Raw genomic sequence first — 25,238 nt, forward strand, 5'->3', positions numbered from 1 at the left:
GGGTCGACAGTGGGCTGGTGTCGTCGCCCCCGGGCGTAAGACGCCCAGAGCCGTTCCGCTCCACGGCGTGTGGCTGGGCGGCAGGCTGCCGAATCAGTCTCGTCTGATCCTCGACCTGTCGGTCCTCCCGGCGCTCGGTGCGCGCCCGGACCCGCTGGCGCTCTTCCGAACGGGCCACCCGCGGGAGCGCGCTCGTGGGCAGACCACACAACGGAGACTTCCCGCAGCCCTTTGGCCCGGGAGGTGCATGCCGATGGTTCACGCAGGGCGGAGGGTGCCTGTGGTCAATACCCGCGGACGGCCTGATGCCCGGCCGGGAAGCACCAGGCGGCGAGCGGTTCACGCGCGAGACCCAGGTGGGTGTGGACGGATCTCTGTGATCACCGCGCGTCGTGTCCGGGTCTGGGCGACAATCGCTCCTCCGGGCGTGGTGCCCGGCCGGCACGATGCACGGGGCGGGTCGATGGAAGACGTACGGGAGCTGCTGGCCGAGTACGGTCAGTGCCACAGTGACGAGGTATCGGAGCGGGACAGGCACCGGCTTCTGGTCAACGTAGTCTCGGCCCTGATCCGGCGCACCGACGCCGAGGCGATGGTGGACTACCACTCGCCCGATGATCCGGCCGTGTTCTTCGAACTCGCCGGACGCGACTACGCGATCACCGTGACGGCTGCGTCTGGCAAGAACGCGGCCGAGGCGGCCAGGGCCGCGATACGAGCCCTCGATCAGCGGGACCTGGGTCCTGGTGCGCGGTGGGTCCTGGTGTGCGCGAGGACTCCGGGCGGTGAGGTGGACGACTCCCTGCGCGCGGTCCTGCGCACGCGGGGTGTGCTGCTCGACCGGGACCACTTGGAGGCCGCCGTGTGCGCCCTCGCCCCGCTCGCGACCCTGATCCGGTCGGCCTTCCGCACGCCGAGGCCGCCGTATACCCCGCTGTGCGAGCTCCTGCTGCGCGAGCCGGAGGAACCGGCCCCCGCCTTGTCCCTGCCGACGCGGACGTCCGGACCGGTCACCGTGCCTGCCCGGACGGAGCCCGGCATCGTGGCCTCTGTAGTCCTGGCCGGAGAGGACTGGCCGCTGCCGCCGAGCGGACTTGCCTGGGAGTCAACCGGGCGGGCGCTGATCACCACCGAGGCCGGGCTCGCCGAGGTGGATCTGCAGCGTGGCGGGGTGCGGTGGCGGCTGCCGCTGCCCGGCGTGCATGGCACCGCTGTCGTGCTGCCGGATGGAGCCGTGTGCGTGCCGTGCGGGCCGGCGGTGGTGATGTGGCGCAACGGCGAGCTACGGGCGGTGGGTGGGGGGTTCGAGGCGAACGCAAGCCTGCTGTTTGGCCCCGACGCGAGCGTGTGGGTCCTGTCCGGATCCGGGGCGACGTTCGGCGCCGGCACCGGCTCGACCCTTGCGCTCACGCGTCTGAGCGATGAGGTCGGCGATCAGCAGCGGTTCTCCATCGCCTTCGACGCGGCGGTGCGGTCGGCCGACTGGCTTGACGGGCGGCGCTTCTTCCTTGCCGCCAGCGGGCACAGCGCCGTCGTCGACCTCGCCGTCGGCACGAGCGTCGGCGGGCGGGAAGACTGGACACTGACGCCGGTGTCCTACCCCGGGCACGTGGCATGCACGGGGAGTGACACCGTGCTGGTGGTGGGGCGGGCCGGATCCGGGATCGGCGTGGAACTGCACACCGTCGACGCGGCGGCCCGCAAGAGCGACCCGGTGGCCGCGGTGCAGCTCGGCGAAGTGCTCGGACTCGCCCAGGCCCCAGAGGGCGGGCCCGCCTACCTGCTGGGTTCGTTGCCGACGAACGATGTCGGTGTCGTCCACCCCGTGCTGGTGAAGATCACCGGCCACGCCCCTGCCGCCTTCCGCGCGGTCGAGGAGGAGCGGGCGCCCGCTCCCGCCGCTGATCCGTATGTCGCGGTGCGCCAGCAGGCCCGCGGCGATCGCGGCGACTACGCCCTGGAGAAGTTCCCGATGCCGGGCGGCGAGGGCGGTATGGGGATCGTCCATGAGGCCGTGCACAAGCCGACGAGCACCGTCGTCGCGTTCAAGAAGCCGAGGTCGCTGCGCGAGCAGCTGACCGCGCGGATGCTGCGCGAGATCGAGGTCGCCCAGGCGCTCGGCGGCAACCGCCATGTCATGCCGGTCCTCGACTCGAGTCCGCGGGCCGAGTGGTTCGTCATGCCGCTGGCCCAGGACACCGCCGAACGCCTCCAGCCCCGGCTGCAGCACGACAACGAGGAACTGCGGGCCCTGGTGGACGCGGTCGCGGCCGCCCTGGCCGATGCCCACCGCCTGGACTACCTGCACCGGGACATCAAGCCCGCCAACATCCTGCGCCTCGATGGCCGTTGGGTCCTCGGCGACTGGGGTATCGTGCGCCGCCCCCGCGGCAAGACGACCAACCCAAAACGCACCGGCACCAAGATCGGCACCGCTGAGTTCGGCGCCCCCGAACTGTCCGTCGACCCCCACAACGCCACAGCCTCCAGCGACATCTTCAGCTTGGGAAAGGTCATCGGCTGGCTGCTGACGGGCACCGAGCCCGAGGCGAACGTGCCCCTCCTGCCAGCACCGGGCCCCTGGCGCAGCGTCGTGAGGCAGTGCACGTACCGGGATCCGCTCCAGCGTCCGCAGACCATCGCCGAGTTCCTCGACCTGGTCGAGCGGGAGACCTCGCCTCACATCGACCTGCCGATCGCACGTGCCCAGCAACTCGTGACGGCCGCCCAGACGGGGGACACCAACGCCGCCGGCCAGCTGCTCGCGCTGGCCGCCGACCACGGCGACGACTACGAGCTCTATCTGGACGTCCTGCCGAACCTGGAGATGAAGGGCGCCGCTCCGCTCCTCCTCGCCAACCCCGAGCAGGCCCTCACCCTCGTGCACGCGATGACCGGGCACGTCCAGGGTGACGGCAACGGGCAGCCTCACTGGAACGAGTCCAAAAGGGCCATTACGTGGCTTCGCGGCGTCGCCGTCCGCGCCGCCCGGGAGAAGCAATGGGAACTGCTGGAGGAAGCGGCCCGCGGTATGTGCACCTGGGACGCGGCGTCCAAGGAGTGGGACCAGCACGACGCCATCCGGGACTGGCTGCGCCGACTGCGCGGGCAAGCCGCTCAGATCCTCGCTGCCGTTCTGCGCGAACACCCTGACAGCGCGGGGCACTTCGCCGATCTGACGAGTGAGCGCACCGTGGACATGGCCATCCGCGGCGCCATCAACTCCGCAACCAGTGGCTGACCACACCCCGCCTGGCGAGCAGTTCCGCGTCTGTTGATCACCCCGGCCGGCCGCATGCCCCCGTGACGGTTGAACAGGCGCGGACTGTGCGCATCACCAGCAGAGCCTGCACAGCCCGGAGTTCACGAGGGACGCCGGGCACGACGAGCACAGCCATTCCCATGCAGCAAGGAACAGCGCTGATCGGCTACTCACAGCCCCGTCCTGGCGTAGGAAGTCAGCTATAGACAGCTAGCCCCGCCGCCCGTGTCGTCGACCCCGAACCCCGAACGTGTGGAGAGTGTGTTCGTGATCCGCCGCGCGTCCGCGTAGCCGATTGAGGGCAAGGGTGAACTCTTATTGGTGCCTGTTCGGCTACTCATCAGCTGATCTCAGGCGTGCTACCTGGTAGGTCGGCCGTACGCCGACCGGGTGCCAACAGGGGTGCTAGCCTGCGGCGATGAGTAGCTCTGCCTCCGGCCTGGTGCCGGTGCACATCGGCCAGCCGGAGCCCGGATCCGAAGAAGAGCAGGGGTTGCTGCTCCGCAGAGAGCGGTCTCTGAGCCAGATGGGCCCGCCGGTGCCGCTGCGTGTCCCCGGCGACATACCCTGGGAGCAGCACGGCCTTGTGCCGCGGTGGTGGGGCATGGAGAGCAGCGACTGTCCGGCGGCCGTGGAACCGGGCTTCTTCTCCGGCCAGGGCGATGAGGAGTTCCAGCGCTTCCTCGGCGGTGCACGGCAGCGCGGCGAGGTCGCTCTGGTTTTCGCCATCGTCGGCTACGCGGACGGCGACCGTCCCCGTAACCCGCTGTCGTCGGTGGACGCCTCCGTGCACCTCGGTGATCAGTCCACGAGAGCCGGCGGTCGGCGACTGCCCAAGGGGATGCGGCCCGAGATCGCACCGGGTCTGGAGGGCACCGACCGTGATCTGGCGATCCGACTGCTGACCCGTCCCGAGGGTGCGCCGTGGTGGAGCCTGAAGTTGTACGGCTCTCAGTCGTACAACGGCTACCGTGCCGGTGAGGTGGACCGCCCCGCCGCGGGCGAGCTGCATCCCATCCTCGTCGACTCGCTCGGGGAACCGGTGGTCGCGGCCTGGACGTCGCCGGAGGGCGACCAGCGGTGGTACCTGATCCCGGACGCCACCCGCTGGGAAAGCGTCCTGGGGTGGCTGGTTCGCCGGGCACTGCCGGAGTACGTGCCCGCAGCGCTGCGCCGTGCCCGGTCGCCGTTCTTCATCGACCCCGATCTGCAGACCCTCCGTGAGCAGAGCGCCCGCGACGCGCTCGAGGATCTGGAGGCGCAGTACGCGGCCGAGAAACAGCGCCTGGAGGATGAACTGCGGCAGGCCAAGGAGCTGACGGAGCCTGTGCGGTACGGGCTGCTGTATGGCAGCGGAACCGACCTGGTCGATGCGGTCGCGCGGGTGCTGACCGCGGCGGGAATGCACACTGTTGACCTGGACGAGGAGCTCGGCGGGACGAAGTCAGCAGACCTGCTCGTCAGCGCCGACGGCGTGGCATCGCGCCTGGTCGAGGTCAAGGGCGCTTCCGGTCCCGCGCAGGAGCATCTCGTCGGGCATCTCCAGCGGCATCTGGAGACCTGGCCGCAGCTGCGTCCCGACGAGCCGGTCTCCGACGGCGTACTGATCGTCAACCATCAGCACAAGCTGCACCCGTCGGAGAGGACGGCGGCGGTGTACGCGCGGCCCGAGTTCGTCGCCTCGCTCGACTCACTGCCGGTGACGGTCATCAGCACGGCGGAGCTGTTCAACTGGTGGCGTGCCGCCGACTGGACAGCAATCCGCACGGCTGTACTGGGCGACGCGGCCGCGACCGCGACCGCACAGTCGGCGACGCCAGTGAACCCGCCGCAACCGCCATCCGCTAAGCGGCGCCGGTGGTGGAGCGGCGGATGGCACCAGTAGAGCTGAGCGGTAGCAGACGAGTCACCGCACGTGAGAGCCCGACCCGCGGCCACTGGTCCGCAGGTGCTCCAAGGACTGCTGGTGCTGTGCCGACTGGGGGGTTGAGCGGGCCTGGGTTGCTTCTGTCGGAGGCGATGGCCGGGCGGTGCGCTCGGCGACATCCTGGATGAGCCTGTCGGCCAAGGCACGGATCCTCTCTCCCTGAGCTGCAAGCACTGGATCACCCTGGGGAACTGGCATGGGTGCGTCGCGGCGCAGTTCTCCGAGTTCGTCGTAGCGTGCCTGGTACTCGGGGGTGGCGTCGAGAGGTCCTAGAGGCGGAAGCGACGCGGGCACGGGTGTGTGGAACTCGGCGTCGTGTCGGATCCAGGAGCGAGTGGGTGCGCGCCAGGACAGACCACTCAGCTCCACAGGGATGTCGGCCTCAGCCGTGTAATGCACGTGGCTGCCAGTTGCGATGTAGGTCGGCTCCTTGTCGCCGTCGAGGGGCAGGGCGTGGAAGGCGACATGGGTGGCAGGTTGAGGAGGCCTGTCGAGCTGGAAGGCCTCGGCGTGGGCGGCGTCGGCCAGAGCAGCGTCGAGGGTCGTGTTCCAGAAGCCGGTGAAGTCCTCGACCGTCCCCGCGCGCGGAAGGTTTCCGTGCCCGATGTGCTGCAGCAGGGCGTCGGCCCGGGCCTCGATGGCACGGGTGCCGTCATGAATGAAGCGGTGCAGCCCGGGCGGCAGATAGAGCAGCAGGCTGCCGTACAACGGCTGGACGATGGGGTCAGCATAGTTGGCGGTGGCCTCTCGGAAGTGCTGCGCATACTGCTGGGCTTCGGTTTCGGTGCGTTCGCCGTAGCGGTACTCGGCATCCCGGTGCCCGTGTACACCGGTGGTGCGGTTGCGTGCCGCGTTGTCGGCCTTGTCGGCCATGACGTGCCGGGCATCGAAGTACCTGGCCCACTCCCGAGGCGGGCGATTGTGAATGTTGCGCTCGGGAGCCGGCTCGCTGTAGCGGTCCCACCACACGATGCCGTCGGGCTCCCGGCGGGTGCCGTGGTCGATCCAGGCGGTGGGGTAGGCGGCGTAGAGAGCATCCATGAGGACGGAGGCCAGGCCTTGACCGCGGTGGGCCGGTGACACCTCGAGCAGGAAGACGGACAAGGCCTGGCCGTCAGGGTGGACGAAGAAGTCCAGGTGCCCCGCCATGGCCCCTCCCACCATGGCGATCAGACGCTGCCCCGACCAGGAGTTACCGAGGTCGTACTTGTAACTGGTCCTCCACAGGGACAGCCCTGCTTCTGACAATCGAGCCTGAGCCGACCCCGTCACGGGCCCCCGCTCTCGTCCTTGGCCGTCACCGCGGGAAGAGGCAGGACGGCGATCACCCGGCTGCGCGCTGCCTGCACGCCCGGCAGGTTCCGCAACGACGTGGTGGTCGTGATCTCGAGCTGCTCCACGCTTCCGGAAGGCAAACCAGGCCAGACGCCGGTGTCGACGTCGAGGACCGCCTGCACAGTGACCGCGGCAGTGCGGGTGGGAACCGAGGATTCCAGGTCAGCGGAGCGGACTTGGACCAAGGCCGTGACCATGCCACGCGGATCGGGCTGGGATCGGCTGTCGAAGATGATCTCCCCGATACTGTTGCCGATCAGGGCGACAATACGGCTGATCTGGTCGGGAGTACCGGACAGCTCGATCCGCGTGGACGACTGGCCGGAAGCGGAGGAGGCACTCATGAAAGGGTCCTTCATCGTGTGGGCTGGACGCGGACTGAGAAGCAACAGTGTCCCAACGGACCGACCTCCCGGGGGAGCAGGGCGTTCCAGCCGTGCCCAGGCTGATACGGGAGGGGACCCCGCCGATGGACGGAGCTCGTGCGGCGGGCCCCCGTGACGCGCAGAGGTCGCCAGGCGGGCGGACTTCGCGGGCATCGCCCATGGGGCGGGCAGAGGGATGGGTATGTGCGACTTGCGGAGGTCGCGGCGGACCTAGCGATCGGTGGCCTCAGCAGCCTCACGACGCCCCCGGTCCTGTCCGGGCGCCAAGCGGATCAGCTCCCGTACTCGCAACGGCTCCCTGGCTGTAGCTGCGGGTTCTATCTCAGTAGGAGGAGCGAGACGGGACGGTGCCTCGACCCCGTGCTCGCCAAAGACCGGCAAGCAGGGGCAGCGCAGCGCGCATCCGGCTGTCACTTCAGGGTGATGGAGTTGCCTGGTGCCACATGGCGCAGGGGCTGGGTGTACTTCCAGCACGCAGGAACGCTTCGAGGCTGGCTATCAGGACATTCGAGTCGCCGGGTACGGTGACCGCGCAGGCGCACGGCGCCCGGCCGTCGGGAAGAGACAAGGAAGCGCACAATGAGGAGGCTGCCACCCCCGCGTAGCGACAGCGGCTCCGCGGACTACACCACACCTGCCGTCCTTGCGGCTGGCACGCTGGCCGTCGGGTTGTTCTTCGTCACCACGCATCTGGCGCTGGCGTCCGGGCTCTTTCGCGAACAACGAGCCGTGGCTTGTGCGGGGATCCTGCTGAGTTGCACGCTGTTTGGCGGTGGAGTCCTGTTGACCGCGCGCTGGGCTTTCGCGAAGTGGGGACTGTACATCTGGCAGATCCCAGCGCTGGCTCTCTCCGTGCTCGCCATGGGGTGGACTGCTCCAGACATCGCCGCCTACGTCTTCCCACGAGTCGAGGAACGCTTCGCCCGCGAGCTCGGCGACTCCGGAAGATGTCTACACCGCAGCCCATACCGGCTGGAAGAGTCCCAGACGACCTTCTCGGGCCGGGACCACAGCCGGATGACCATCACGCCACTTCAAGACGGAGTGCCGCCGTTGCGGTTGGATAACGCCCTCCACGGGGGCCTAGCGCATCTGGAACCCGCTGACCCGGCGTCTCGGCAGATCTTGGACGCCTACGGCTGCTGACCGTGATGGCGTCGGAGCGGCGATGAAGCCGTGACCGAACCCCGGTTCCCGCTCATGCTCGACAGAGACGAGAGGGCGCTGGGCGCACGTCGTCACGACGTACGGCGTACTCCGGTGCCCCTCCGAAGCGTCCGGGTGTCGGACTCGGGGAAGGGCCATGCATCGGCATCGTCGGGGAAACTGACCTCGACGGTGTAGGCCGGTTCCAGGAAAAGTCCTTTATAGCGAGGGTGCGGGATGACAGGCTTTCCGGCCGACCTCGCGGTGGCTCGCTGCGGCAGTCCCTGAGCCGTGGTGGTCATGTGCATTCCCCTCACACTTTCGTGTCCTGCGGCCAAGTCCGGTCAACCCGGCCGGCCGTCCCCGACTCCTGCAGTCAGCAGAAGGATGGATCGGGCACGGAGATCATACGTTCGAGCCGCCACGGATCGGCTCCCTGTATTTTGCGACCAGCGCGGACTGGCTGGTCAGGAGCGGTTGCCCGGGACATGTCGCCGTGGTCATCGGCTCTGGCGCGGGGGCGTCGGAGGCCCGCCTTGTTGATGCGCTCGCTGGCTGTCTGCCGCGGCAGGTCGTACCGGCTGCGCAGTAGAGGGAGGGAGCGGCGGCGGAGGAGGAATCGCCGAAGGGCGCCGGCCCGCGAGTGCTGCCCGTGCCTCCGGATTGGCCATCCGGGACGGCAATGCTGACCGCTGCCCGGGCGAGAGTGCCCTAAGCCGGTCGAGAGCGGCATCCGCGCCACCCGGTTCAGTTCGCGGACGCGGGAGACTGACGAGCACACGCTCGGCCATGGCGCTGATCGCCGTTCGGATCTGCTGCACCTGCCTTTCGCCCAGGTCCAACCTTGCGAACTGGAAGTTGGGCACATGCCGGATGTACAGGAGAGACCGGTGCAGTCGTAGGTAGGGCTCCACAGGGTTCATGAGCGGCGACTGATCGCGCACAGCTCGCTCCAAGACCTGATTGGTCAGCTTGGTGAAGGCCTGCTGTCCCCAGTGCTGCTCCTGCGCGGCCAAGTCGATGAAGTCGCGGGGATCCAGCCGGGACTGGACCGCCTGCAGAGTCTGGACGGACAAGGTCGTCATCGAGCTGACTCGTAGCCCGTCCAGTTCTACGGGGGCGTTGTACTGCGGCTTCACCGCGATTGTGAGGCGAATGGCGAGAGCGTCGGCAGTATCCGGGGCGCCTTCGGGGGGTAGGTAGGTCATGGCTCGGAAGGGGCCCTGCTGACCTAGGTTCTGCTCAACACGGACTCTGTACCCCAGGTGTTCGAGCGCACCTTGAACCACGTCCCGGGACCGGTCCGTGCTGTGCGTCACTGGGGTAGTCAGAGAGATTTCCCTGGCCTGGCGTTGGAGAGCCAGGTGCCGGGCCAGAGCCACGTCTCCGCCGACCTGAAACGGGATACCGGTCTGGTCAAGCGCCGCCAGGGCGATGTCCGCATCGCGTGCTGCGCGCTCGAGGTCCCAGATCACATTGCCTCACCGCCGCATGGGGTCGAGTTCAGGGAAACGCGCTTCCCAGACGTGCGCGATCGCTGCCGGCACGCCGGGGCGAACTGCCCCCCACAGGACCACGAGCCGTTCGACCGCCAGCACGGTTCGCTGGTCGTCGGTCGAACCGTGCATCAGGACCTGCCGGTAGAGGTCGACCAGGTCCTCTTGGGCACTGTCATGGTCGCGGACGGGCGTGCTCCAGCGAGCGGGCAGGTCGCCGACGCCATCTGCCGGGCCCTGGAGTTCTTCCAGGCGTTCCACGATCTGGAACGGCCGGGCGAGTAGCCAGTCGGGTGTTCCCGGCTCCTGCAGGGCCTGGAGGACGTCCTCATCGAGGTGGCCCTGCAAGCTCTGAAGGATCTCGCCGCGGGTAACCGCGGCCCCGTCGAAGTCGATGTCGATGTCGGCGTCATGGTTTGCCACGGCGAGTACTTCCTTTCTGCGTCAACGGCCTGTGCGCCGCTGTCCAACCACGGTATCCGCCGACCATGTGACGCCCGGCTTCGGCAACCGATCCTTCTCGGCCCTCCGACCGCGGACAGGCACTGCGGGGACTGCGGGGGTGTTTGGCGGTCTGGACACACAGGACGCGCTCCAGAGCGACTTGGTGATGCATCACGTCTCCTGCTCAGCCTCGCGCCCGGCCCTCGCATCGGGCATCGCGTCCTCTCAGAGTGCTGATCACGAGAATCCGCCGATGGCCGCCTCCCGCACCACGGGCCGATACCCACACCGATCCGGCCTCACGGGCAACGGAAAGGCAGGAGAAGCCCGCCGGCCGGGCGGCCTCCTTCCCCCGGACACCCCCGACTGCGCCAGTACACGAACCCGGGAGCCCCAGCAGGGCCCGCACGCCGGGAGCGGCAACAGCAGATCTGCCCGCCCCACGGGCCATTCCAGCCCAGACGTCCCGCCACAAGAGCTGCCAGCCACATTCACAACTCGTTGTCCACACACTGGCATTGCGCACAGGACCCCCGACATCGGCAGCACCAGGAATCCGAGGAAACCTTGTCCATGTACGTCCTCCCGGAGGAGCTCGTCCGGGCAGACCACGCCGAACGCCTGCGCCGTGCCCAGCGTGAACGGCTAGCCATCGGTGTGGCAGCCTCAGCCCGCCACGCGCGCCGCGCCGACCGGGCGCGGCGTTCCACACGCCGCTCATGGACCCGGCTGCTGCTTCCCTCTGCTAAGCGAGGCCCGCGATGACCACCCTTGCCCTAGTCGTCGACCTCCCCGACGCACTCTTCCGCCGCTACACCGCCATTCGAGAGGTCGGCCACGCCCTCACGGCAGTGGCCACGGGCCAGGCGAGCGTCGTCGAGTGTGCCCTCGAGCCGGGGACGGCCCCCGACGGCAGCCGCTTCGACGCCTTCACTGAGGTGCGCTGGCAAACCTCGCGCGCCTACCTCGCAATCCTCCAGGCTGGGGCGATGGCACAGGAACGGTGGCTCCGCGAACAGGGATTGTGGACCCCGAGACGGCAACTTGTCACCGAGGTCGCGGCACGCCACAGTAGGGCTGCCGTCCAAGCGACAGCCGCCAGTGCGGCCGAGATCGAGCGGGCGGCCACCTGGGCTCAGGAGCTCCTCGACAGGCACTGGCCGCTGCTGCTGGTCTGCGCGGATCTTCTCGACCGGCGCGGCCATCTCTACGGTTCCCACCTTCGCAGAGCACTCCGCGAAGGGGCGGAGGGAGCCGTTAAGCCAACGTGAACACACCGGTCCTCGGGCATCACGGGCTCACGGCCCCTCGACCGACTCCGATGACTCCACGTGGTCGACGAGACCTGAAGCGAACTACCGCATGCGGCGAAGGCAGACCTGCACCTGGCCCGCCTCATCACGACGGACGAGCAACCCGCTGTCTCCTGCGTGGGAGATCGGAACCTCGGTGCCCGCCTTGAGCACAGAGGAGGCACCGGTCTTCAGTACGACCTCGGCGACAACAGGTCCAGACGAACCCGAAGCATCCGCTGCCTCGACGGCGCCGTAGGCCACGCCGGCGTCACTGATCGTAGCCACATTGATCGTCTTTCGGTTGCCGTCGCCCTGTAGGCACACGCCCTCCTTCGACTCCAAGTCGAAGGCGACCGGACCGGCCGCCAGATAGCGCCCGTTGGGAGACGACACCACTGCGTAGGAGTTCCCAGCAGAACCCGATGACTCCTTCGCCGCGCATGCCATCTGCGCCTCGATCCGTCCGCTCTCCGTGTCATGCACCGCCCATACCGGGGTCCCGTCCCCGTACTCGCCGGTGCGCCATGAGGCAAGGAGGTTGGTACCGGAAACACCGTATGCCCGGCCATTCAAAGCTCCCAGGAAGCCCGACTTGGCGGAGACTCCATCCGGCTTCACACTGCTGCTCAGCCATCCGCCAGGGACCCCGAACCCCCCGCTGCCCATCGAGACCACCGGACCCTGCGAGGTCGCCGACATGACCATGCTGCCGGAGCAGCCGGTGGTGTCAGCGCACTGCGGGAGCAGCGCGTCGGCCTTCCCGAAGGCCGTAACCGTCCCAGTGGAGAGGTTCACTGTGGCAGCCGAGGTCCCGTAGAGGCCGTCGCCTCCCCAGGAGACGAGGAGAGACCCATCCGCTCCGCTCACATGCACCTGCCCAGGATCGGCGCTGACGGGAACGAAAATCTCGCGCGCCGGCGCAACCTCCTGGCCCCTGCTGTCTGCCGGGTACGCCACCAAGGCGACGACCTCACGGCCGTTATGCAGCTGGTCCTTGCCCTGCATACCGTGCGCCCACGCCACGAGGTACTCGCGGCCTCCAGCCGTCACGGCGATCACATCCGGGATCTCGGCAGGCTCACTGCCGTCCCCTTCCGCCCCAGAGACCTCGGCAGGCGGAGTCCAGGGCTTGCCGGACCAGCGGACGGCGCCGGTGGCAACCTCGTGCACGCGGACCGAGTACCCACCGGAGGCCGCCTGCAGAAGTCCCACGCCACCAGACTTGACGGGAGTGACCGGAATCGAGCCCACCTTCGGCGGAAGCCAGGCGAGTTCTGCGTCCCATCCGCGGCTGGCGTCGTAGCCCGACGGAAGAGCCAGCTTGGCCAAAGCGGACTGCTTGGACCGTTCCGGCGGCTCCGGATGCCCGCTCGACTTCCCGGCATCACTGCACGCGGACAGCAGGCTCACGGCCAGCACCGATCCGATCGCGGCCTCCGTCAGGCCATGCCTACGCCCTATCATCTGCTCCCCCTGTCGACCCGCACGTCCCTGTGATCTCCAGCGCCCTGGAGACTAACAGCAGCCCCTGTCGTGCCCATGCCCCGCCAGCACCAACGTCGGCCGCACTGCTGCAATTTGACCGCCGTCGCGACGTATTTCAGACGTCGGGATGAGTTCGGCTGCCGCCTCCGCGCTCAACGGCCTGCCGCAGGCGGGCTGGCTGCCAAGAGGGGCCCGGCTGTCGGCATGAACTCCTCTGGGGACGTCGCCGAGCGGGGGGCGGCGGAGCGCCTGGGTCGTCATGTAGGTGCGTGATCCAATTTGGCTGGTCGAGACCGTTGCTGGGGGCTGTGAGGGCGCCAGGGTGGTGCGCCAGAACCTGCGACGAGGAGTTCCCATCGCCATGTCGGGGGCAAGGCTTCCTGGTCCTCGTGCGTGTTGGATTGTCGCAGTCCGCGATGCGCGGGTGACTGCGGTGAGTAGCATCCCGGATCAACACCACTCGGACGAACGGAGACAACAGGTGTCTGATCCCGCGGAGAGCGCCACCCTCTTCACCCAGTACACGTCCAAGGTCGACGAAGACCTAGCGGCTCGCGAGAAGGAGCGCGCGGATCTGGTGGCGCGCCTGGCGGTGGTGGAGCGCGACCTCGAACTGCTGAAGAAGGTGAAGGCCGCGATCTCTTCGGACGAGGAGGAGGCGTCGTCTCATTCCGGTGAGGTCACGGCGGTCATGGCCAGTGAGCCTGGAGATGAGTCCACTGCCCCTGTTGGCGAGCAAGGCGCTCTCCGAGCGCCCGCCCAGGAGTCCACGGCCAGGAAGACGTCAGCGAAGAAGACGGCGGCCAAGAAGACGGCGGCCAAGAAGACGGCGGCCAAGAAGTCCACGGCGAAGAAGACGGCGGCCAAGAAGGCCACTGCGAAGCGAGCCGAGCCGGCCGAGGCGGGGACGAGCCGGCGACAGCTGATCCTGGGCTACATCGAGGAGGTCGGCCAGCCGCGCTCCAGCGCAGAGGTCGCGAAGGAACTCACCCATCGTCACGCCGAGTTCACCTCAAGTCCGGCGGCCACCCGCGAAGCGCTCGAAGCGCTCGTCGCGCGGGGCAAGCTGGAGCGCACGACTCAGGGGCGAAGCGTCTACTACGGCCCTGTCACTCCGACCAGGGAAGGTTCAGAAGACACAGCTGAGGAGAGCGCGCAGCTGGTTTCGTGAATTCCATTGATTGGTACTGCGGGAGCAACCCTGCACCACTCGCCCGCTCCGTCCGCGCTATGGGATCGCAGGGGCTCGCCGTAGAACGGGTCGTCGCGGCAGCCTTGGGCCAGTGACGATGCTGGTGCGGCGCGACGGGGGGCGCGCCGCACCAGGTCTCTAACGGTAGCGAGCCCGACGCTGGCGTGGGGTGGAAGTCGAGAATCAGCCGCAGCCTTACCCGATTTTGGCCCAGCGGCTGGGCCAAGCAAACTATTTCCGGATGCTCGGTGCGACGGCAGAATGCCGTCGGAGGATTTGAATCAGGCACCGATGAGGCCGACGTGGGACACAAAGGTATACGCCGCCCAGTCGGAGTCGATGTCCCGGATGAAGGCTTCCCAGCGTGCTTCGAGCGCAGCCTTGTTGCCGTTCTGGAACGCGTCGATGAAGGCCGGCCACTCTCGGCGGGCCCTCTTGGTACGGACGTTGAGGTCGCGGCGGTACTTGCCCCGCACCGTGGCCTGATCAACTGGGTAGATCTCCAGGGTGATCCCTCGCCCCTTGTTGTCCAAGTGCCTCTTCAGCCAGCCCAGGTTCCGCAGCATGTTGTGGGCACGCAGCGTCCAGTAGGCCGTGTCCACGAGCTCCCGGTTGGCCGATCCCGGCCGCTGACTGCGGTTGAACCAGCGGCGAATGGTGCCGTCCGTCACGGCCACGCCTGCTTGACGCAACGCTGCCATCCCACCTTCGTGTGTTGCCAGGTACTTGAGACGGCCGTGGAGTCCTCTCGTTGAGGTGACGGGGGATTTGATACCTCCCTCGCGTAGGAACCGCTGGACCAGCTCTTCCAGGGAGCGGGCGAGAGCGAGGCCTCCGTGCACGTTCTGCGGCATGCCGTCGGCTCCGTAGAGCCCGAAGCGCTGCCATCCAGTGTCTGCCATCGGTCTGCTCCCTAGTTGAGGTACAAAGCCTTGTCGGCGTCGAAGACATAGCCCTCCTCGGGCTTGTCCTTCATCTCGTTGAGCTTGCGACCATGGGTGATGATGTCGCGCCAGTCGCGGTTCCCGGCGACGTGGATCTCGTCGGTGCCCATCATCTGCACCAGCGTGAGGCCGCCTTCGTGGAGCTTGTATCCACGCAGCCAGAGCGCAGCGAACGCCTGGGATCGGACGGTGTGCATCCAGTCCGGGCGGAACAGTTCACGGTTGTAGCGTGAGTTTCCCATGGTCGAGGCGAACTTGGCGTACATGTCCTTGAGGTAGGCGGTGATGAGCGGCTGCTCCAGTTCGTAGGCTGCAAGACGGAGGGCGTCCAGGGACCGGCGCAGTTTGGCCAGGAGGTACTCCGTTGCTCCAGAGGTCCACGACTCGGTGATCCGCGGCGCTTCGCAGAGCTTCTTCTCATGGCAGTTGATGAGCAGCTTCACGGTGGCGGTGTTCAGGAGCAGCGGCCCCGGCTCTTCCCGATGGCCGATGGGGCTAGGGAGGTCCGGGTGGTGCCACTCCGGCTGCTCCACCCGATAGATCCCAGCCCTGCGCTTCTGGAACCCGCCGTCGCGGTCGTGCTCCAGCTTGCCGGTCGGAAGCCAAGTGTTGAATGCGTTGAGATAGGCCGCGTTCATGTCCAGAACTGTGACGGGCAGGCCGGAAATCGCACCCGACCGGACCCCTTCAAGCAGCTGCGCGTTGACCCACTTGTGACGGCCCTCCCAGGTGTCGTCCGGCTCCTTCGGGCCCTTGGCCTTCAAGAACGGCGGAGTCGGGGGCATCGCCGTGTGCTCATAGCGCGCGCTGACGCGGGAGCGGTTGAACAGATCGACAACGTCTTCAATGGCGTGGTCCGCCAGCACCTTGGGCAGCGCCTCCAGGTCGCCGCCGGCCTCGGCGAATCGCTCCTCGGTCCGCAGGGTGAACGCCTTGAGAAGGTCGACGTCCTCCGGCTTGCACAGTTCCCGTGCTTTGGTAAGGAGTGCGGCGAGTTTCGAATCGTCTGGGTAGCCGGATACCGAGGGCTGGACGGCCGGTGCGGGCCCGCGGGAGGCGCGGGGGCTTGACGTCGGCTGCGGGGTATCCCGCTCAGCAGTTGAAGGGGCAGGGAGTGCAGCGGGCGGTGCACTGGATGCGTCACTGCTCTCGGTGCCAGGGTCGAGGAAGCGTGCATTGCCCAGATCCGGGGTCAGAGTGACCGTGCCGAGCTGTCCGAGGTCGCGGTCGACTACGTCGACACGGGCGTTTTCGCCGCTCCGGCTGACAATCAGTGTCAGCCCGGGATCGAGGGCACGGATGACTGCACTGTCATCGGTGTCCAGTGTCGCGATCACCGGCACCTGCAGGGCAGCCGCGAGGCCCGACAGGGCGTGCGCCTGGCTCTCCAAACTGGCCCCGGACAGGGGCACGCCGACCTTTGCCGCGTGCTGCAGCCGGTCGACGACCACCAGGCCGATGCCCTTGAGCGAGGCAGCCATGAGGCGAATGTCCTCGGCGGACAGGCCGGGGCGGTCGAAGATCGACAGCCGTGCGGCGGCGAGCCTCTCGGTCGCGTCCTGAACGAGAGCTTGTTGCGAGGAGGACAGCTGTCCGGCCCGCAAGCGCTGGTAGGGGACGCCCGCCTCGCCCGCGATGAGGCGAGGGGTGATCTCCGCGCGAGTCAGCCCCGACGCGGCGTACAGCACAGTACGCCCCGAGGCCATGGCGGTGGCTCGGGCTGCGGCCATGGGAAGCAGCGTGCCGCCGACGTGTGGAGCCGCAGCGACAACGATGAGCTGAGCGCCCAGGAGGCCTTCGGTGGCGGAGTCCAAGGACGGCAGACCGAACGAAATCGGGAGAGGGCTCGCTGCAGCCAGCGCATCGCTGATCGAGACCAACTCCGAGGGGGAGACCGGGGCGACGGACGCGTGTGCGATCAGGATCGCCACGGGGGAGCCGTGTCGGGTGAGCACCTGTGGTGTTCCGGCGCTGGCCTTACGGACGAGATCACCGAAATCAGCTCGCGCCTGGGTAATGGGCGTCCGAGCCAGCGCGGGCAGAGCGTGCTCGAGATCGGGTCCGAGTCCCTTGAGAGAAGAGAGCACGGCGGCGTCACCGATCACTGTGGGGGTGCCCGCGATCGCGCGGTCAACCACGTCTTTGAACGAGGCCCGTACCGCGTCCACTCCCATGCGCTGCGGATCCATGCCCGCCTCCCGAACTGTATGAAATACTTACGTTTTCCCTTACAGGAATCCTTACAGAATGCGGTCCGACATTCAAGCCCGCCCTACGCGACGGCGCGCTTCGCATGCGCTGACAGCGAGTGTCAGCGCAGACGCTGCGGATCCTCCGGCCAGCACGACGAGCACAACGCGCCACCCACCCGGACGGAACGCCAGGCGATGGCAGCCTCACCGTCACGTCCAACGACGGGACCTGGTTACCGCGACGAGAGCGCCAGCCGCCCAGGAAAGAGAAGTGCCGCTGTCAGGGGCAGCACGTACTGTCGGAGCATGGGTGGGGGGAGTGGGACTGAGCTGTGTGCACGAGTGGCCAATGCGCTGCAGCAGGACCCGAACTGGGCACGGTGCATCGATTGTCGGGAGTCACTGCACGTCGAGGTGAAGGAAGACACCGCCTCCGGCAGTGCTCACCGGCTTCCCGACCTCATCGTCCGGCTCTGGTGCCCTTCTTGCTGCCCTACTGCCACCCCACCCGCGGCCCCGTCAGCCGCATGGTCTCATGGGTCTCAGGCGGAGCTGTCCTCGTCCTCCCCGGAAGTCGGCAACGCCCCCGGCGACGCGGCCCCTAGCGGGAGGCGATCGCCAATGAAGCCAGCCGCCTGCTGCCGACACAGAGCCGAAAGATGACCCCGGGCTTCACGAACAGACTGCCGCAGATCCGCTACGACCTGTTGGGGGTAGCCCTCATCGACGTACAGCGTCAGCAAGGCTGCGGCTTGGGCAAGGTTCTCGGCAGCCTGAAAGGCGCGCTCGGCTTCCCGGGGTGTCCGCCTCTGCACTTCGATGGCCCGCGCCAGCGTCCGGGAGGGCATCGCAGACAGATCCGTCAGGTCTGTGGCGCCTTGCCCGAATCGCGAAGCTGCTCGATAGGCTGCACCGAGAGCCGGCGCCCCCGAGTGCTGTGCGATGAATCCGATCCGCCGCGCGGTGACCAAGAAGCCGTCGTGCCGGTCGGAGTCCTCGGTCCCTGGAGCGATCGTGTCGGCCGGCAGCAGTCTGTCCAGGTAGGCGCGGGAGGGGCCCACCGCTTCGTCCCACGTCGACGCGGCCGCAGTCAGGATGAGCCAGCCGCTGCGGCTCTCCGCAGCTGAGGACTTGAGTTGCAGCCGAGCAACAGTAGCGACGACCGTCTGCGCCGCCGCTTTGGCCCTCTCTCCCGGGAGTCCGAGGCTTACGAGCTCATCAGCAACTCTCTCGGGCATCGGTGCGCCGAACACCAAGCCCCACGCCCACCCAGCCCGCATCCAGGCGATCGAGTCGTTCCCGTCCAGCGCGCGGAGCGCAGTCGATCGCGCCTGGCGGTTGACCCATGACGCCAGCGCCGCCGCCACCTGAGAGCCAGGGGCACCGGTAACCTGCTGGCCGTGGTCTATGAGATCGGCCATCGGAACGTCGGGCAGGTGCAGGACGCGGCGGCCAGGAACGGCAATCTCGCCCGTCACGATGATGAAGCGCTCGTCAGGGCGGTCCCGCTGGGCCCAAGCACTGACTGCTCCAGCGAGATTGAGGTGGACCTCTCCTGGACCGGAGGGGTCTGCGGATGAGCTGACCTCGTACCAGCGGTCCACGACACCACGCCCGTCGGATTGCGTCACCCGCGAAACCAAATGGACCAACTGGTTCCATGCCTGCTCTGCCGCTTCGGTGTACTGAGCCAGGGTGGCCTGGCCACTCAAGTACTCCTCCTCGATGTCGCGCAGGTAGGCAACCCACGGAGCCTGCTCCGCCCGCCCCGCCCGAAACGCAAACGCTGCGGTCTCGTCGGCCACGACCTGCCGCTCCGCCTGGGCCCGCTGAGCGTCAGGACTTGCGGACACCTGCTCCACCAACCCAACGAAGAGCCTGGACGTGTCCACACTGGTGCTGTCCGCGAGGATCACGCCTTCACCGGAGGGTCGGATCGCAGCGACGACGGTGCGCCCGCTCTCACGCAGGGCGGCGTGAAGGTAGCAGGCATCGCCAGCCTGCGAGGACTCCAACAAAACTGTCTGGGACACCCCGGAAGACCGGTCGGGGGAAGACGCTGTCCCACCAGCCGAAAACGTGGATCCAGCAACACGGGGCATGGCCCCTTCACCGTCGTCTGAGAGAGCAGCGCCCTGCTGGAGGGCGGCCACATCCTCCGCCTTGCCATGGCCAAGAGCCCGAACCCGGGTGAGGACGGACGCCCGCGGCGGGGAATCAGACAGCGCTTCAGCCCATCGCCGGCCCATCCGATGCCAGTCTCGTCCGCTCCCGGAAGCCTTACCCTCACCCAGGAGCCAGACAGCGAGCGCGACGTCCAACTCGGCGCGCTCCTGGGTACTCAACGCCGCGTAGCGAATACGCCGCAGGAGCAAGCGGATGGTCAGCGCCTGCCACTGGCCGAGGGCGTCCGAGCACGACAACGTGACGCGGCTGCCAGGCCGATCTCTGCGAAGCCACCAGAGGGCGGCTGCCAAGGGCTCACTGGTCACGCCGTCCTCCGGCTCACCGCGATTCACGACGAGGCGGTACACCCTCGGAATGGACGGTTGCGACTTTCCCCAGCCGAGGCCCGGCGAGGCCGACTCGGCCGGATCCCCCGGGAGCAGACTGCGCAAGGCCGCTGACGCCAGCTGAAGGGCCCTCCATTCGCTGGCAAATTCAGCGAACCCTTCCTCACCTGACTCCAGAGCCGCATCCAGCCGCCTCAGGACGCGTTCGAGATCAGCGGCTGCATGCTCCACGGATGGGTAGGCCGTGACGGTCAGCCGGTCTGCTTCCCTACGGTGCCGCAGCCACTTGTCTCGGCCCGGGCTGCTACGCACCGGATCGGGGGCAGTCAGTTCGGTCTCGTGCTCAGCGAGGTACGCCCACAACGCACGTCGGGCCTCGCGTTGCATTTCTGCACTTTCTCGCTCCACTTGCCACGCGGCCTGGCGTTCGCTGCCCACGGGATCGCCAGGGCCGTGCTGCGCGGACCAAGTGTCAAGCAGACGCCGTTCCTCCCGCGCGCTTGGGTGCTGGGCCTGCCACTTCGCTGCCCGGGCCTTGTCGGCCACGCTCAACTGTCGACTGGCCCGCCACCGAGCCGCACGTGCCTGTACTGCCGCCGCCGCCTCCGCATCTTCACCGAATCGGTCCTGAGCCCAGGCATACATGTCCTCGCTCGCAGCCCCCACGAAGCCGGCGACCTCCGCCGCTTCCTGACTGCTGCGTACTGCCTGCAACAGGTAGAACTCAGCGGCCTGCCGCAGCTCAGGGACCGTGTAGCTCGCTGCGTGGAGACGCCGAAATCCGCGGACGTAGTAAGGAAGCAGCTGCACCCCACCCGCCACGGTGAGGCCGGCCGACGAGTCGAATGCGTCCATGTGCCGCAGCAGGCCGATGAGTTCCGCTCCCTCGCTGCAGAACCTTTCCCAGCCAGCGTCATGGGTGAGCCCCGCGAGAGTCCTTACCTCAGCGGACGGCAGGTTCGGGAAGTAGGCGGCCCACTTCGCCGCAGCTATGTCCCACGAGACAGGGGGAGCTTCCAGGGCCGACGCTGCCGTTGTACCCAACACACATGCCAGCCATTTCCCCGCCTCCGCATAGGGATCCGGTGCATCCGTTGGCCCCTGATGAGGGCCGTCACTAGGCCGCCCCGCCAACGCTCGCGCCGCGACCATGCGAGGTTCAAGGGGCACGGCGCCATCCTCGTCCAGCTCAAGAACGAGTCCTCGAAGGCCGGCACGTTCACAGTTCAGCACCTGTGCCAGTGCGTCCGCGGCATCCGCTGTTACCCACTGCGCCTCCACATCGTTGGTGGGAGAGAGCCCCAGTACCGCGTAGTCCGGCGACGGGGAGACGGGGACGGCATCGGGCTGGCTCATCAGGTCGGTACTCCTTGGGACATCGCACGGTGCGCACCGATCACACGGCGCGTCTCCACCCAGCCTGAGAACCTCACGCCGAGTTGTCGCCCCTACCTGGCGAAAAGGTCCGCGCCTCCCGTCAGGCGCAACATCGTCAAGCAGGCCTGCCCGCCACACGGGAAGCACTTCCCAGACCGCCCAAAATAGAAGGTGGTCGGGAGCGGCGGCCGCATCGGCGCCCCGGAAGGCTCCGGGTGCCCGCTCCACGGGAACGACGGCAAGACCCGGCCCGTCTCACGGGAAGCGATGACCCTCAATCCAGATACCCCTTGTACCCGTGCCCCCTACTCGCACAGCGTGGCTCCTGGCCACTCCGCGATCACCAGGGGGCATGGTGTCCGACCACACTGCGAATCCGCCAACACCTGCACGGCGTCTCCAAGCAGCCGCCCTGGAGCGCATCGTGGCTGCACCCATCCCCGACGTGGCCATGCAGGAGCTGCTCGAGAAGGACAGGGCTCACGCCCTGGCGGACTTCACCGGCGCCCCTGTCCGGTACGCGGACCGCTGGTGGCGGCCCGACGAGGGGCAGTGGTACGCCCTGGACGAGGCTGGCAGCGCACTCATCGACGCCCAGGCCGACCGATGGCGCGCCGCGCACGCCGCTGCGGTGCCGACGATCCACAGCGAACCCAGCGCGGCCCAGAACGCAGCGTCGGACCACGCAGCCGGCGCGTCGTGATGAACGCCCCAGAGGTATCACGGCATGAAGCTCTCGTCGTCAACGCGCTTATGCAGGATCCCAGCTTCGTGCACTGGGGATTGACCAACCCGGCGACTCCGGGCGAACCGTGGCTCCAGCCGACGGACTTCCGCACCCCCTTGCTCGGGGACATGTACGAGGTCCTGCGCAACGCAGCACTACAATCGCCCAACGGATATTTTGCCAAGCCTCCGGCAGTAGAGCTCTACCACGGACTCTGGAACCTGTACCAGGCGCGGGCAGCGCAAGGCGACCAAGCCGCCCAAAGGCTCATCGCAGACCGGAACGCCTGGGAAGGGCGAGGTGGGCTGTGGGAGTACATCAACCACCTCCAATCACCACAGCACGGCCACCCCTCCACCGCCTACGAGCACGCCGTGCAGGTCTGGAACGCGAGTCCTCGCCAGGAGCCGCTGACACAGGCCCCGCCCTCCCCAGGAGATGCCCAGGCCGACATCCAGGCATGGGGTGCCCTGTCGATCGTGGGCGCTGTACTCCACAACCCGCGCAACGCCGAAGCCTTCCGCTACCAGCCCCAGGACCCGACAGCCTCCCCGTACTGGCTTCAGGGCGAGGACTTCGATGACGAGTTCCTCAACGTAGCCTGGCAGGCCCTCGTCACCGGCCCCGGCGCAGTCATTCACTCCGAAGCCGCACGCGATCCGTACCTCGTCGGCGACGAAAGGGTCATCACTCTCACCCGCTTGACGGTCGACAACATGCAGGCCATCCTCGCGCAGCGGGCACCCACTGACCCCGCCGCAGCCCAGGCCCTGAACGACCCCACGTTCCGGGGGCGCGCCGAACTTCTCCTCCAGCAGGATCAGAACGCCTCCCTGACACACCTCCCTCCCGACCAGATCGGCCGGCACGCCCGGGAACTTGTACTTGATCCGCACATCCGAAACTACGTCGCCCAGCTCGGTGAACAGACCAACGCCGAAATTCGCGCCGCGGGCCCAGTAGGCCAAGGCCTCCTCGCCACCCTGGCCCGTTCCGTGGCAGCACTTCAGCGACTACGGGAGCGCGTCAATAGCGCCGCCGCACCAACTTCCGTCCAGACCCAGCGGGTGCGAGTCACCCAGCCGGAGACGGCATATGCCACCCCGGCACGCGAGCGCGCGATCATCGACGCGGCGCTCCAGAGCCCTGACTTCATGCGCACTGAGCAATACCGAGCGCTGCGAGGTGAAGACTTCACCGTCCCAGAACACAAGGCCCTCTTCGAGGCCATGCAGCGTCACCCCACCCCCTGGCACCCGCTCCTTCTGGTTCAGGAAGCGCACCTGACGAGCAGCACCTCGCAAGACCTGAATGGCGACCTGATGGTCCAGATCGCCTCCGCTGCCTACGCTGACGCGCCGCGCACCGCCCCACAGATGGATGGGAGCCCGCAGGACCCCCGGGTCATGGCACAGCAACTGGTCACGGTCACTCTGCGACGATCGACGGAGCAGGCCAACACCGTGGTCACCAAGGCGGCCCACACCCCGCAGATGTCGACTGACGCCATGCTCGGCATCGCAGCACAGCAGTACTCGCAGGCGGCCCAGTCGGCACTCCGCTACAACCCGACTCCCGGCCACGGACCTCGTCAACCACAGCAACCTCAGACCTCACAGTCGAACGGCCACTATGCCGGCGTGTGAAGCCCACCCCGCATCAGCTCAGGCAGGAGCCCCCGTATGACGACTTTGCTCTCGCTCATCGTCCCAGCGCTCGTGCTTGCAGGCGCCTCGGCAGTGAACTGGGCCGCGCGACCACTGGACTCGAGCGAGACCATTCCTCCAGCGATGCCAGCATCCCCGCATCACTGAATTCAGCACTGACGGTTGGACTCCAACCACGATCATTTCAGACGGTTTCGCCGCAGGACGGACCTTGCTGCCCTAGCGTGGGAAGGCATGACGGTATTGATTGTGGGCGGCAGCGGATTCCTGGGCGCTGAGCTGGTCCGCCAGGGACGGTCGGGGGGCTTGGCGACGGCCGCCACCTTCCACTCGAGCCCCGGCGAGAGCACTGGTGTGTCGTGGCACCGCCTCGACCTGCGCAACCCTGCGAACCTCAAGGAGGCCCTGGATGCCATCAGCCCAAGGGCGGTCATCAACGCGAGCAGCGGCGGAGCCGAGTGGGCAGTCACGGCCGAGGGCGGGATGCGCCTGGCCCAAGCTGCGGCGCAACGGGGCATCAAGCTGGTCCACGTCTCGAGTGACGCAGTTTTCTCCGGCCGCGACGACCTGTACGACGAGACGTTTCTACCCGACCCGGTAACACCGTACGGAGCGGCGAAGGCGGCGGCCGAGACAGCCGTGCGGCTCCTGGGTGCGGGTGCCGTCGTCGCTCGGACCTCTCTGATCATCGGCGATGGCCGGTCCGAGCACGAACGCCTGGTGCACGCCCTGGCCGCTGGCACGCGTGATGGTGCCCTGTTCACAGACGACGTCCGATGCCCAGTCCACGTCGGCGACCTGGCCGCCGCACTGTGGGAGCTCACCTTGTCCGATACGGCTGGCGTCTTTCACCTCGCCGGCCCCGATGCCGTCACCCGCCACGAACTCGGCACCCTCATCGCGCAGCGGGACGGCCTTGACGCATTGCTGTTGCCGACCGGCCGCCGCTCCGACAGCGGCCTCCCCGGCGGACTCCGGGTCCACCTCGACAGCCGCGTCTCCCAGAAGTACCTCGCCACCCGCCTTCGCGGAGCCCGGGAGTTCCTTCGGCGCCCAAATCCCGACCGCTGACTCCCGAGGGCGCAGGGCCAGCGGTCCGGACCGAGCGTGCTGGGCGGTAGTTGGACGACCTTGCGCGCAGCAGGAAACCCGGCTGAGGTGGGGGCGTTGGTTGGGGGCCGCTAGGGGTTCGAGCTGTCGGAGACGTTCGAGGAGGTATCGGCCGCCGCCGGTCATTCTTCCGCCCACCGCGTGAGCACGACGGGCCGGCTCAGGCCAGCGCGTCCTCGAACACCGACCGGTTCGCGGCGGTGAACGCGAATTCCGCACGGCTCCACTCGATCCGCGAGGCCAGCACCTCGGGTTCGGCGGGGCAGCCTCGGGAAAGGCCATGAGCTCGACCCAGAACCGCGCATTGCGCGCCTGCCGCTCAAGGATGGCGTCGACCACGGCACCACGCTCCGGCCCCTGGAAGCCGTAGGTGTCTGTGAGGATCTTCACCGTGGTGGCACACCACCGGCGAGCGGCCGACCAGCTTGCTGCCTCGCGTCGTGCATGGCCCGCAACAGCGCGACCGGCCGCCGTCACCTGATCGTCCTCCCACACCTGGAAACGCGCCGGAACCTCACCCGGGAGAAAGCTGAGAATATCCATTCCGTCAGCCTGCCCGAGGTACTTCGGGGCGCCCTTGAATGCCTGCTGCTCGAAAATCTTCAGCAGAGCAGCGACGAAACCAGAGGACTCCGTCACCGGCCTGAGCACGGAATCACCGACTCGGACGACACCGTCGGTCATCCGCCCACCGGAAAGCATGATCGCACCACTAAGCGCATCAGGCATTGCAGCCACCC

General features: G+C 67.8%; 15 protein-coding genes. 8 read left to right on the forward strand and 7 right to left on the reverse strand.

Going from position 1 to position 25,238, the window contains the following annotated elements; all coding sequences use genetic code 11:
- The first annotated feature begins 463 nt into the window (after positions 1-463).
- Together ACZ4VK_RS26595 and ACZ4VK_RS26600 are read left to right on the forward strand one after the other, a co-directional pair.
- Positions 464-3,241 carry a protein kinase domain-containing protein gene (locus ACZ4VK_RS26595; RefSeq protein ID WP_468356888.1) on the forward strand — a complete coding sequence of 926 codons (2,778 nt, stop codon included), beginning with the start codon at positions 464-466 and terminating at the stop codon, positions 3,239-3,241.
- 439 nt (positions 3,242-3,680) lie between these two features.
- Entirely contained in the window at positions 3,681-5,147 is a 1,467-nt protein-coding gene (locus ACZ4VK_RS26600) for a hypothetical protein (protein ID WP_468356891.1), read from the forward strand.
- 21 nt (positions 5,148-5,168) lie between these two features.
- On the opposite strand, the gene ACZ4VK_RS26605 is transcribed toward ACZ4VK_RS26600, so the two are convergent.
- On the reverse strand, positions 5,169-6,461 hold the full coding sequence (locus tag ACZ4VK_RS26605; protein WP_468356893.1) for a GNAT family N-acetyltransferase: 1,293 nt from the start codon (positions 6,459-6,461) through the stop codon (positions 5,169-5,171).
- Entirely contained in the window at positions 6,458-6,868 is a 411-nt protein-coding gene (locus tag ACZ4VK_RS26610) for a hypothetical protein (RefSeq protein ID WP_468356895.1), read from the reverse strand. Before ACZ4VK_RS26610 ends, ACZ4VK_RS26605 begins: the two co-directional genes overlap by 4 nt.
- Before the next feature lie 621 nt (positions 6,869-7,489).
- On the opposite strand from ACZ4VK_RS26610, the gene ACZ4VK_RS26615 reads away from it, so the two are divergent.
- Positions 7,490-8,056: a hypothetical protein gene (locus tag ACZ4VK_RS26615; RefSeq protein WP_468356897.1), complete on the forward strand. Its 567-nt coding sequence runs from the start codon at positions 7,490-7,492 to the stop codon at positions 8,054-8,056.
- 1,481 nt (positions 8,057-9,537) lie between these two features.
- Here the strand turns inward: ACZ4VK_RS26615 and ACZ4VK_RS26620 are convergent.
- Complete coding sequence (locus ACZ4VK_RS26620) at positions 9,538-9,975, reverse strand: hypothetical protein (protein WP_468356899.1); 438 nt, start codon at positions 9,973-9,975, stop codon at positions 9,538-9,540.
- Positions 9,976-10,757: 782 nt separating this feature from the next.
- Here ACZ4VK_RS26620 and ACZ4VK_RS26625 point away from each other — a divergent pair.
- Complete coding sequence (locus tag ACZ4VK_RS26625) at positions 10,758-11,267, forward strand: hypothetical protein (protein WP_468356901.1); 510 nt, start codon at positions 10,758-10,760, stop codon at positions 11,265-11,267.
- Positions 11,268-11,351: 84 nt separating this feature from the next.
- Here ACZ4VK_RS26625 and ACZ4VK_RS26630 read toward each other — a convergent pair whose 3' ends face one another.
- Complete coding sequence (locus tag ACZ4VK_RS26630; protein WP_468356904.1) at positions 11,352-12,701, reverse strand: hypothetical protein; 1,350 nt, start codon at positions 12,699-12,701, stop codon at positions 11,352-11,354.
- A 556-nt stretch (positions 12,702-13,257) separates the two neighbouring features.
- Between ACZ4VK_RS26630 and ACZ4VK_RS26635 the strand changes: the two genes are divergently transcribed.
- Positions 13,258-13,947, forward strand: coding sequence for a hypothetical protein (locus ACZ4VK_RS26635; protein ID WP_468356907.1), 690 nt, complete (start codon positions 13,258-13,260; stop codon positions 13,945-13,947).
- Positions 13,948-14,249: 302 nt separating this feature from the next.
- Here ACZ4VK_RS26635 and ACZ4VK_RS26640 read toward each other — a convergent pair whose 3' ends face one another.
- The 3 genes from ACZ4VK_RS26640 to ACZ4VK_RS26650 form a co-directional block, all read right to left on the reverse strand.
- Positions 14,250-14,870 carry a hypothetical protein gene (locus ACZ4VK_RS26640; RefSeq protein ID WP_468356910.1) on the reverse strand — a complete coding sequence of 207 codons (621 nt, stop codon included), beginning with the start codon at positions 14,868-14,870 and terminating at the stop codon, positions 14,250-14,252.
- An 11-nt stretch (positions 14,871-14,881) separates the two neighbouring features.
- Positions 14,882-17,101: a type II toxin-antitoxin system prevent-host-death family antitoxin gene (locus ACZ4VK_RS26645; protein WP_468356913.1), complete on the reverse strand. Its 2,220-nt coding sequence runs from the start codon at positions 17,099-17,101 to the stop codon at positions 14,882-14,884.
- A 545-nt stretch (positions 17,102-17,646) separates the two neighbouring features.
- The gene (locus ACZ4VK_RS26650) at positions 17,647-20,973 is read right to left on the reverse strand and encodes a hypothetical protein (protein ID WP_468356916.1); all 3,327 of its coding nucleotides are present in this window, start codon (positions 20,971-20,973) and stop codon (positions 17,647-17,649) included.
- Between the two features lie 445 nt (positions 20,974-21,418).
- On the opposite strand from ACZ4VK_RS26650, the gene ACZ4VK_RS26655 reads away from it, so the two are divergent.
- The 3 genes from ACZ4VK_RS26655 (at position 21,419) to ACZ4VK_RS26665 (ending at position 24,459) form a co-directional block, all read left to right on the forward strand.
- Positions 21,419-21,697, forward strand: a complete 279-nt coding sequence (locus ACZ4VK_RS26655) for a hypothetical protein (RefSeq protein ID WP_468356919.1) — start codon at positions 21,419-21,421, stop codon at positions 21,695-21,697.
- Positions 21,694-23,367, forward strand: a complete 1,674-nt coding sequence (locus tag ACZ4VK_RS26660) for a DnaB-like helicase N-terminal domain-containing protein (protein WP_468356922.1) — start codon at positions 21,694-21,696, stop codon at positions 23,365-23,367. Before ACZ4VK_RS26655 ends, ACZ4VK_RS26660 begins: the two co-directional genes overlap by 4 nt.
- A 255-nt stretch (positions 23,368-23,622) precedes the next feature.
- Entirely contained in the window at positions 23,623-24,459 is an 837-nt protein-coding gene (locus ACZ4VK_RS26665; RefSeq protein WP_468356924.1) for an SDR family oxidoreductase, read from the forward strand.
- Positions 24,460-25,238 lie beyond the last annotated feature (779 nt).

It is taken from the genome of Streptomyces sp. NPDC028711 (assembly GCF_055565415.1).

Excerpts from the sequence above, each read along its gene's own strand:
- ACZ4VK_RS26595 (WP_468356888.1), top strand. The coding sequence starts at position 464 with ATGGAAGACGTACGGGAGCTGCTGGCCGAGTACGGTCAGTGCCACAGT.
- ACZ4VK_RS26600 (WP_468356891.1), top strand. The coding sequence starts at position 3,681 with ATGAGTAGCTCTGCCTCCGGCCTGGTGCCGGTGCACATCGGCCAGCCG.
- ACZ4VK_RS26610 (WP_468356895.1), bottom strand. The coding sequence starts at position 6,868 with ATGAGTGCCTCCTCCGCTTCCGGCCAGTCGTCCACGCGGATCGAGCTG.
- ACZ4VK_RS26615 (WP_468356897.1), top strand. The coding sequence starts at position 7,490 with ATGAGGAGGCTGCCACCCCCGCGTAGCGACAGCGGCTCCGCGGACTAC.
- ACZ4VK_RS26625 (WP_468356901.1), top strand. The coding sequence starts at position 10,758 with ATGACCACCCTTGCCCTAGTCGTCGACCTCCCCGACGCACTCTTCCGC.
- ACZ4VK_RS26640 (WP_468356910.1), bottom strand. The coding sequence starts at position 14,870 with ATGGCAGACACTGGATGGCAGCGCTTCGGGCTCTACGGAGCCGACGGC.
- ACZ4VK_RS26645 (WP_468356913.1), bottom strand. The coding sequence starts at position 17,101 with ATGGATCCGCAGCGCATGGGAGTGGACGCGGTACGGGCCTCGTTCAAA.
- ACZ4VK_RS26650 (WP_468356916.1), bottom strand. The coding sequence starts at position 20,973 with ATGAGCCAGCCCGATGCCGTCCCCGTCTCCCCGTCGCCGGACTACGCG.
- ACZ4VK_RS26665 (WP_468356924.1), top strand. The coding sequence starts at position 23,623 with ATGACGGTATTGATTGTGGGCGGCAGCGGATTCCTGGGCGCTGAGCTG.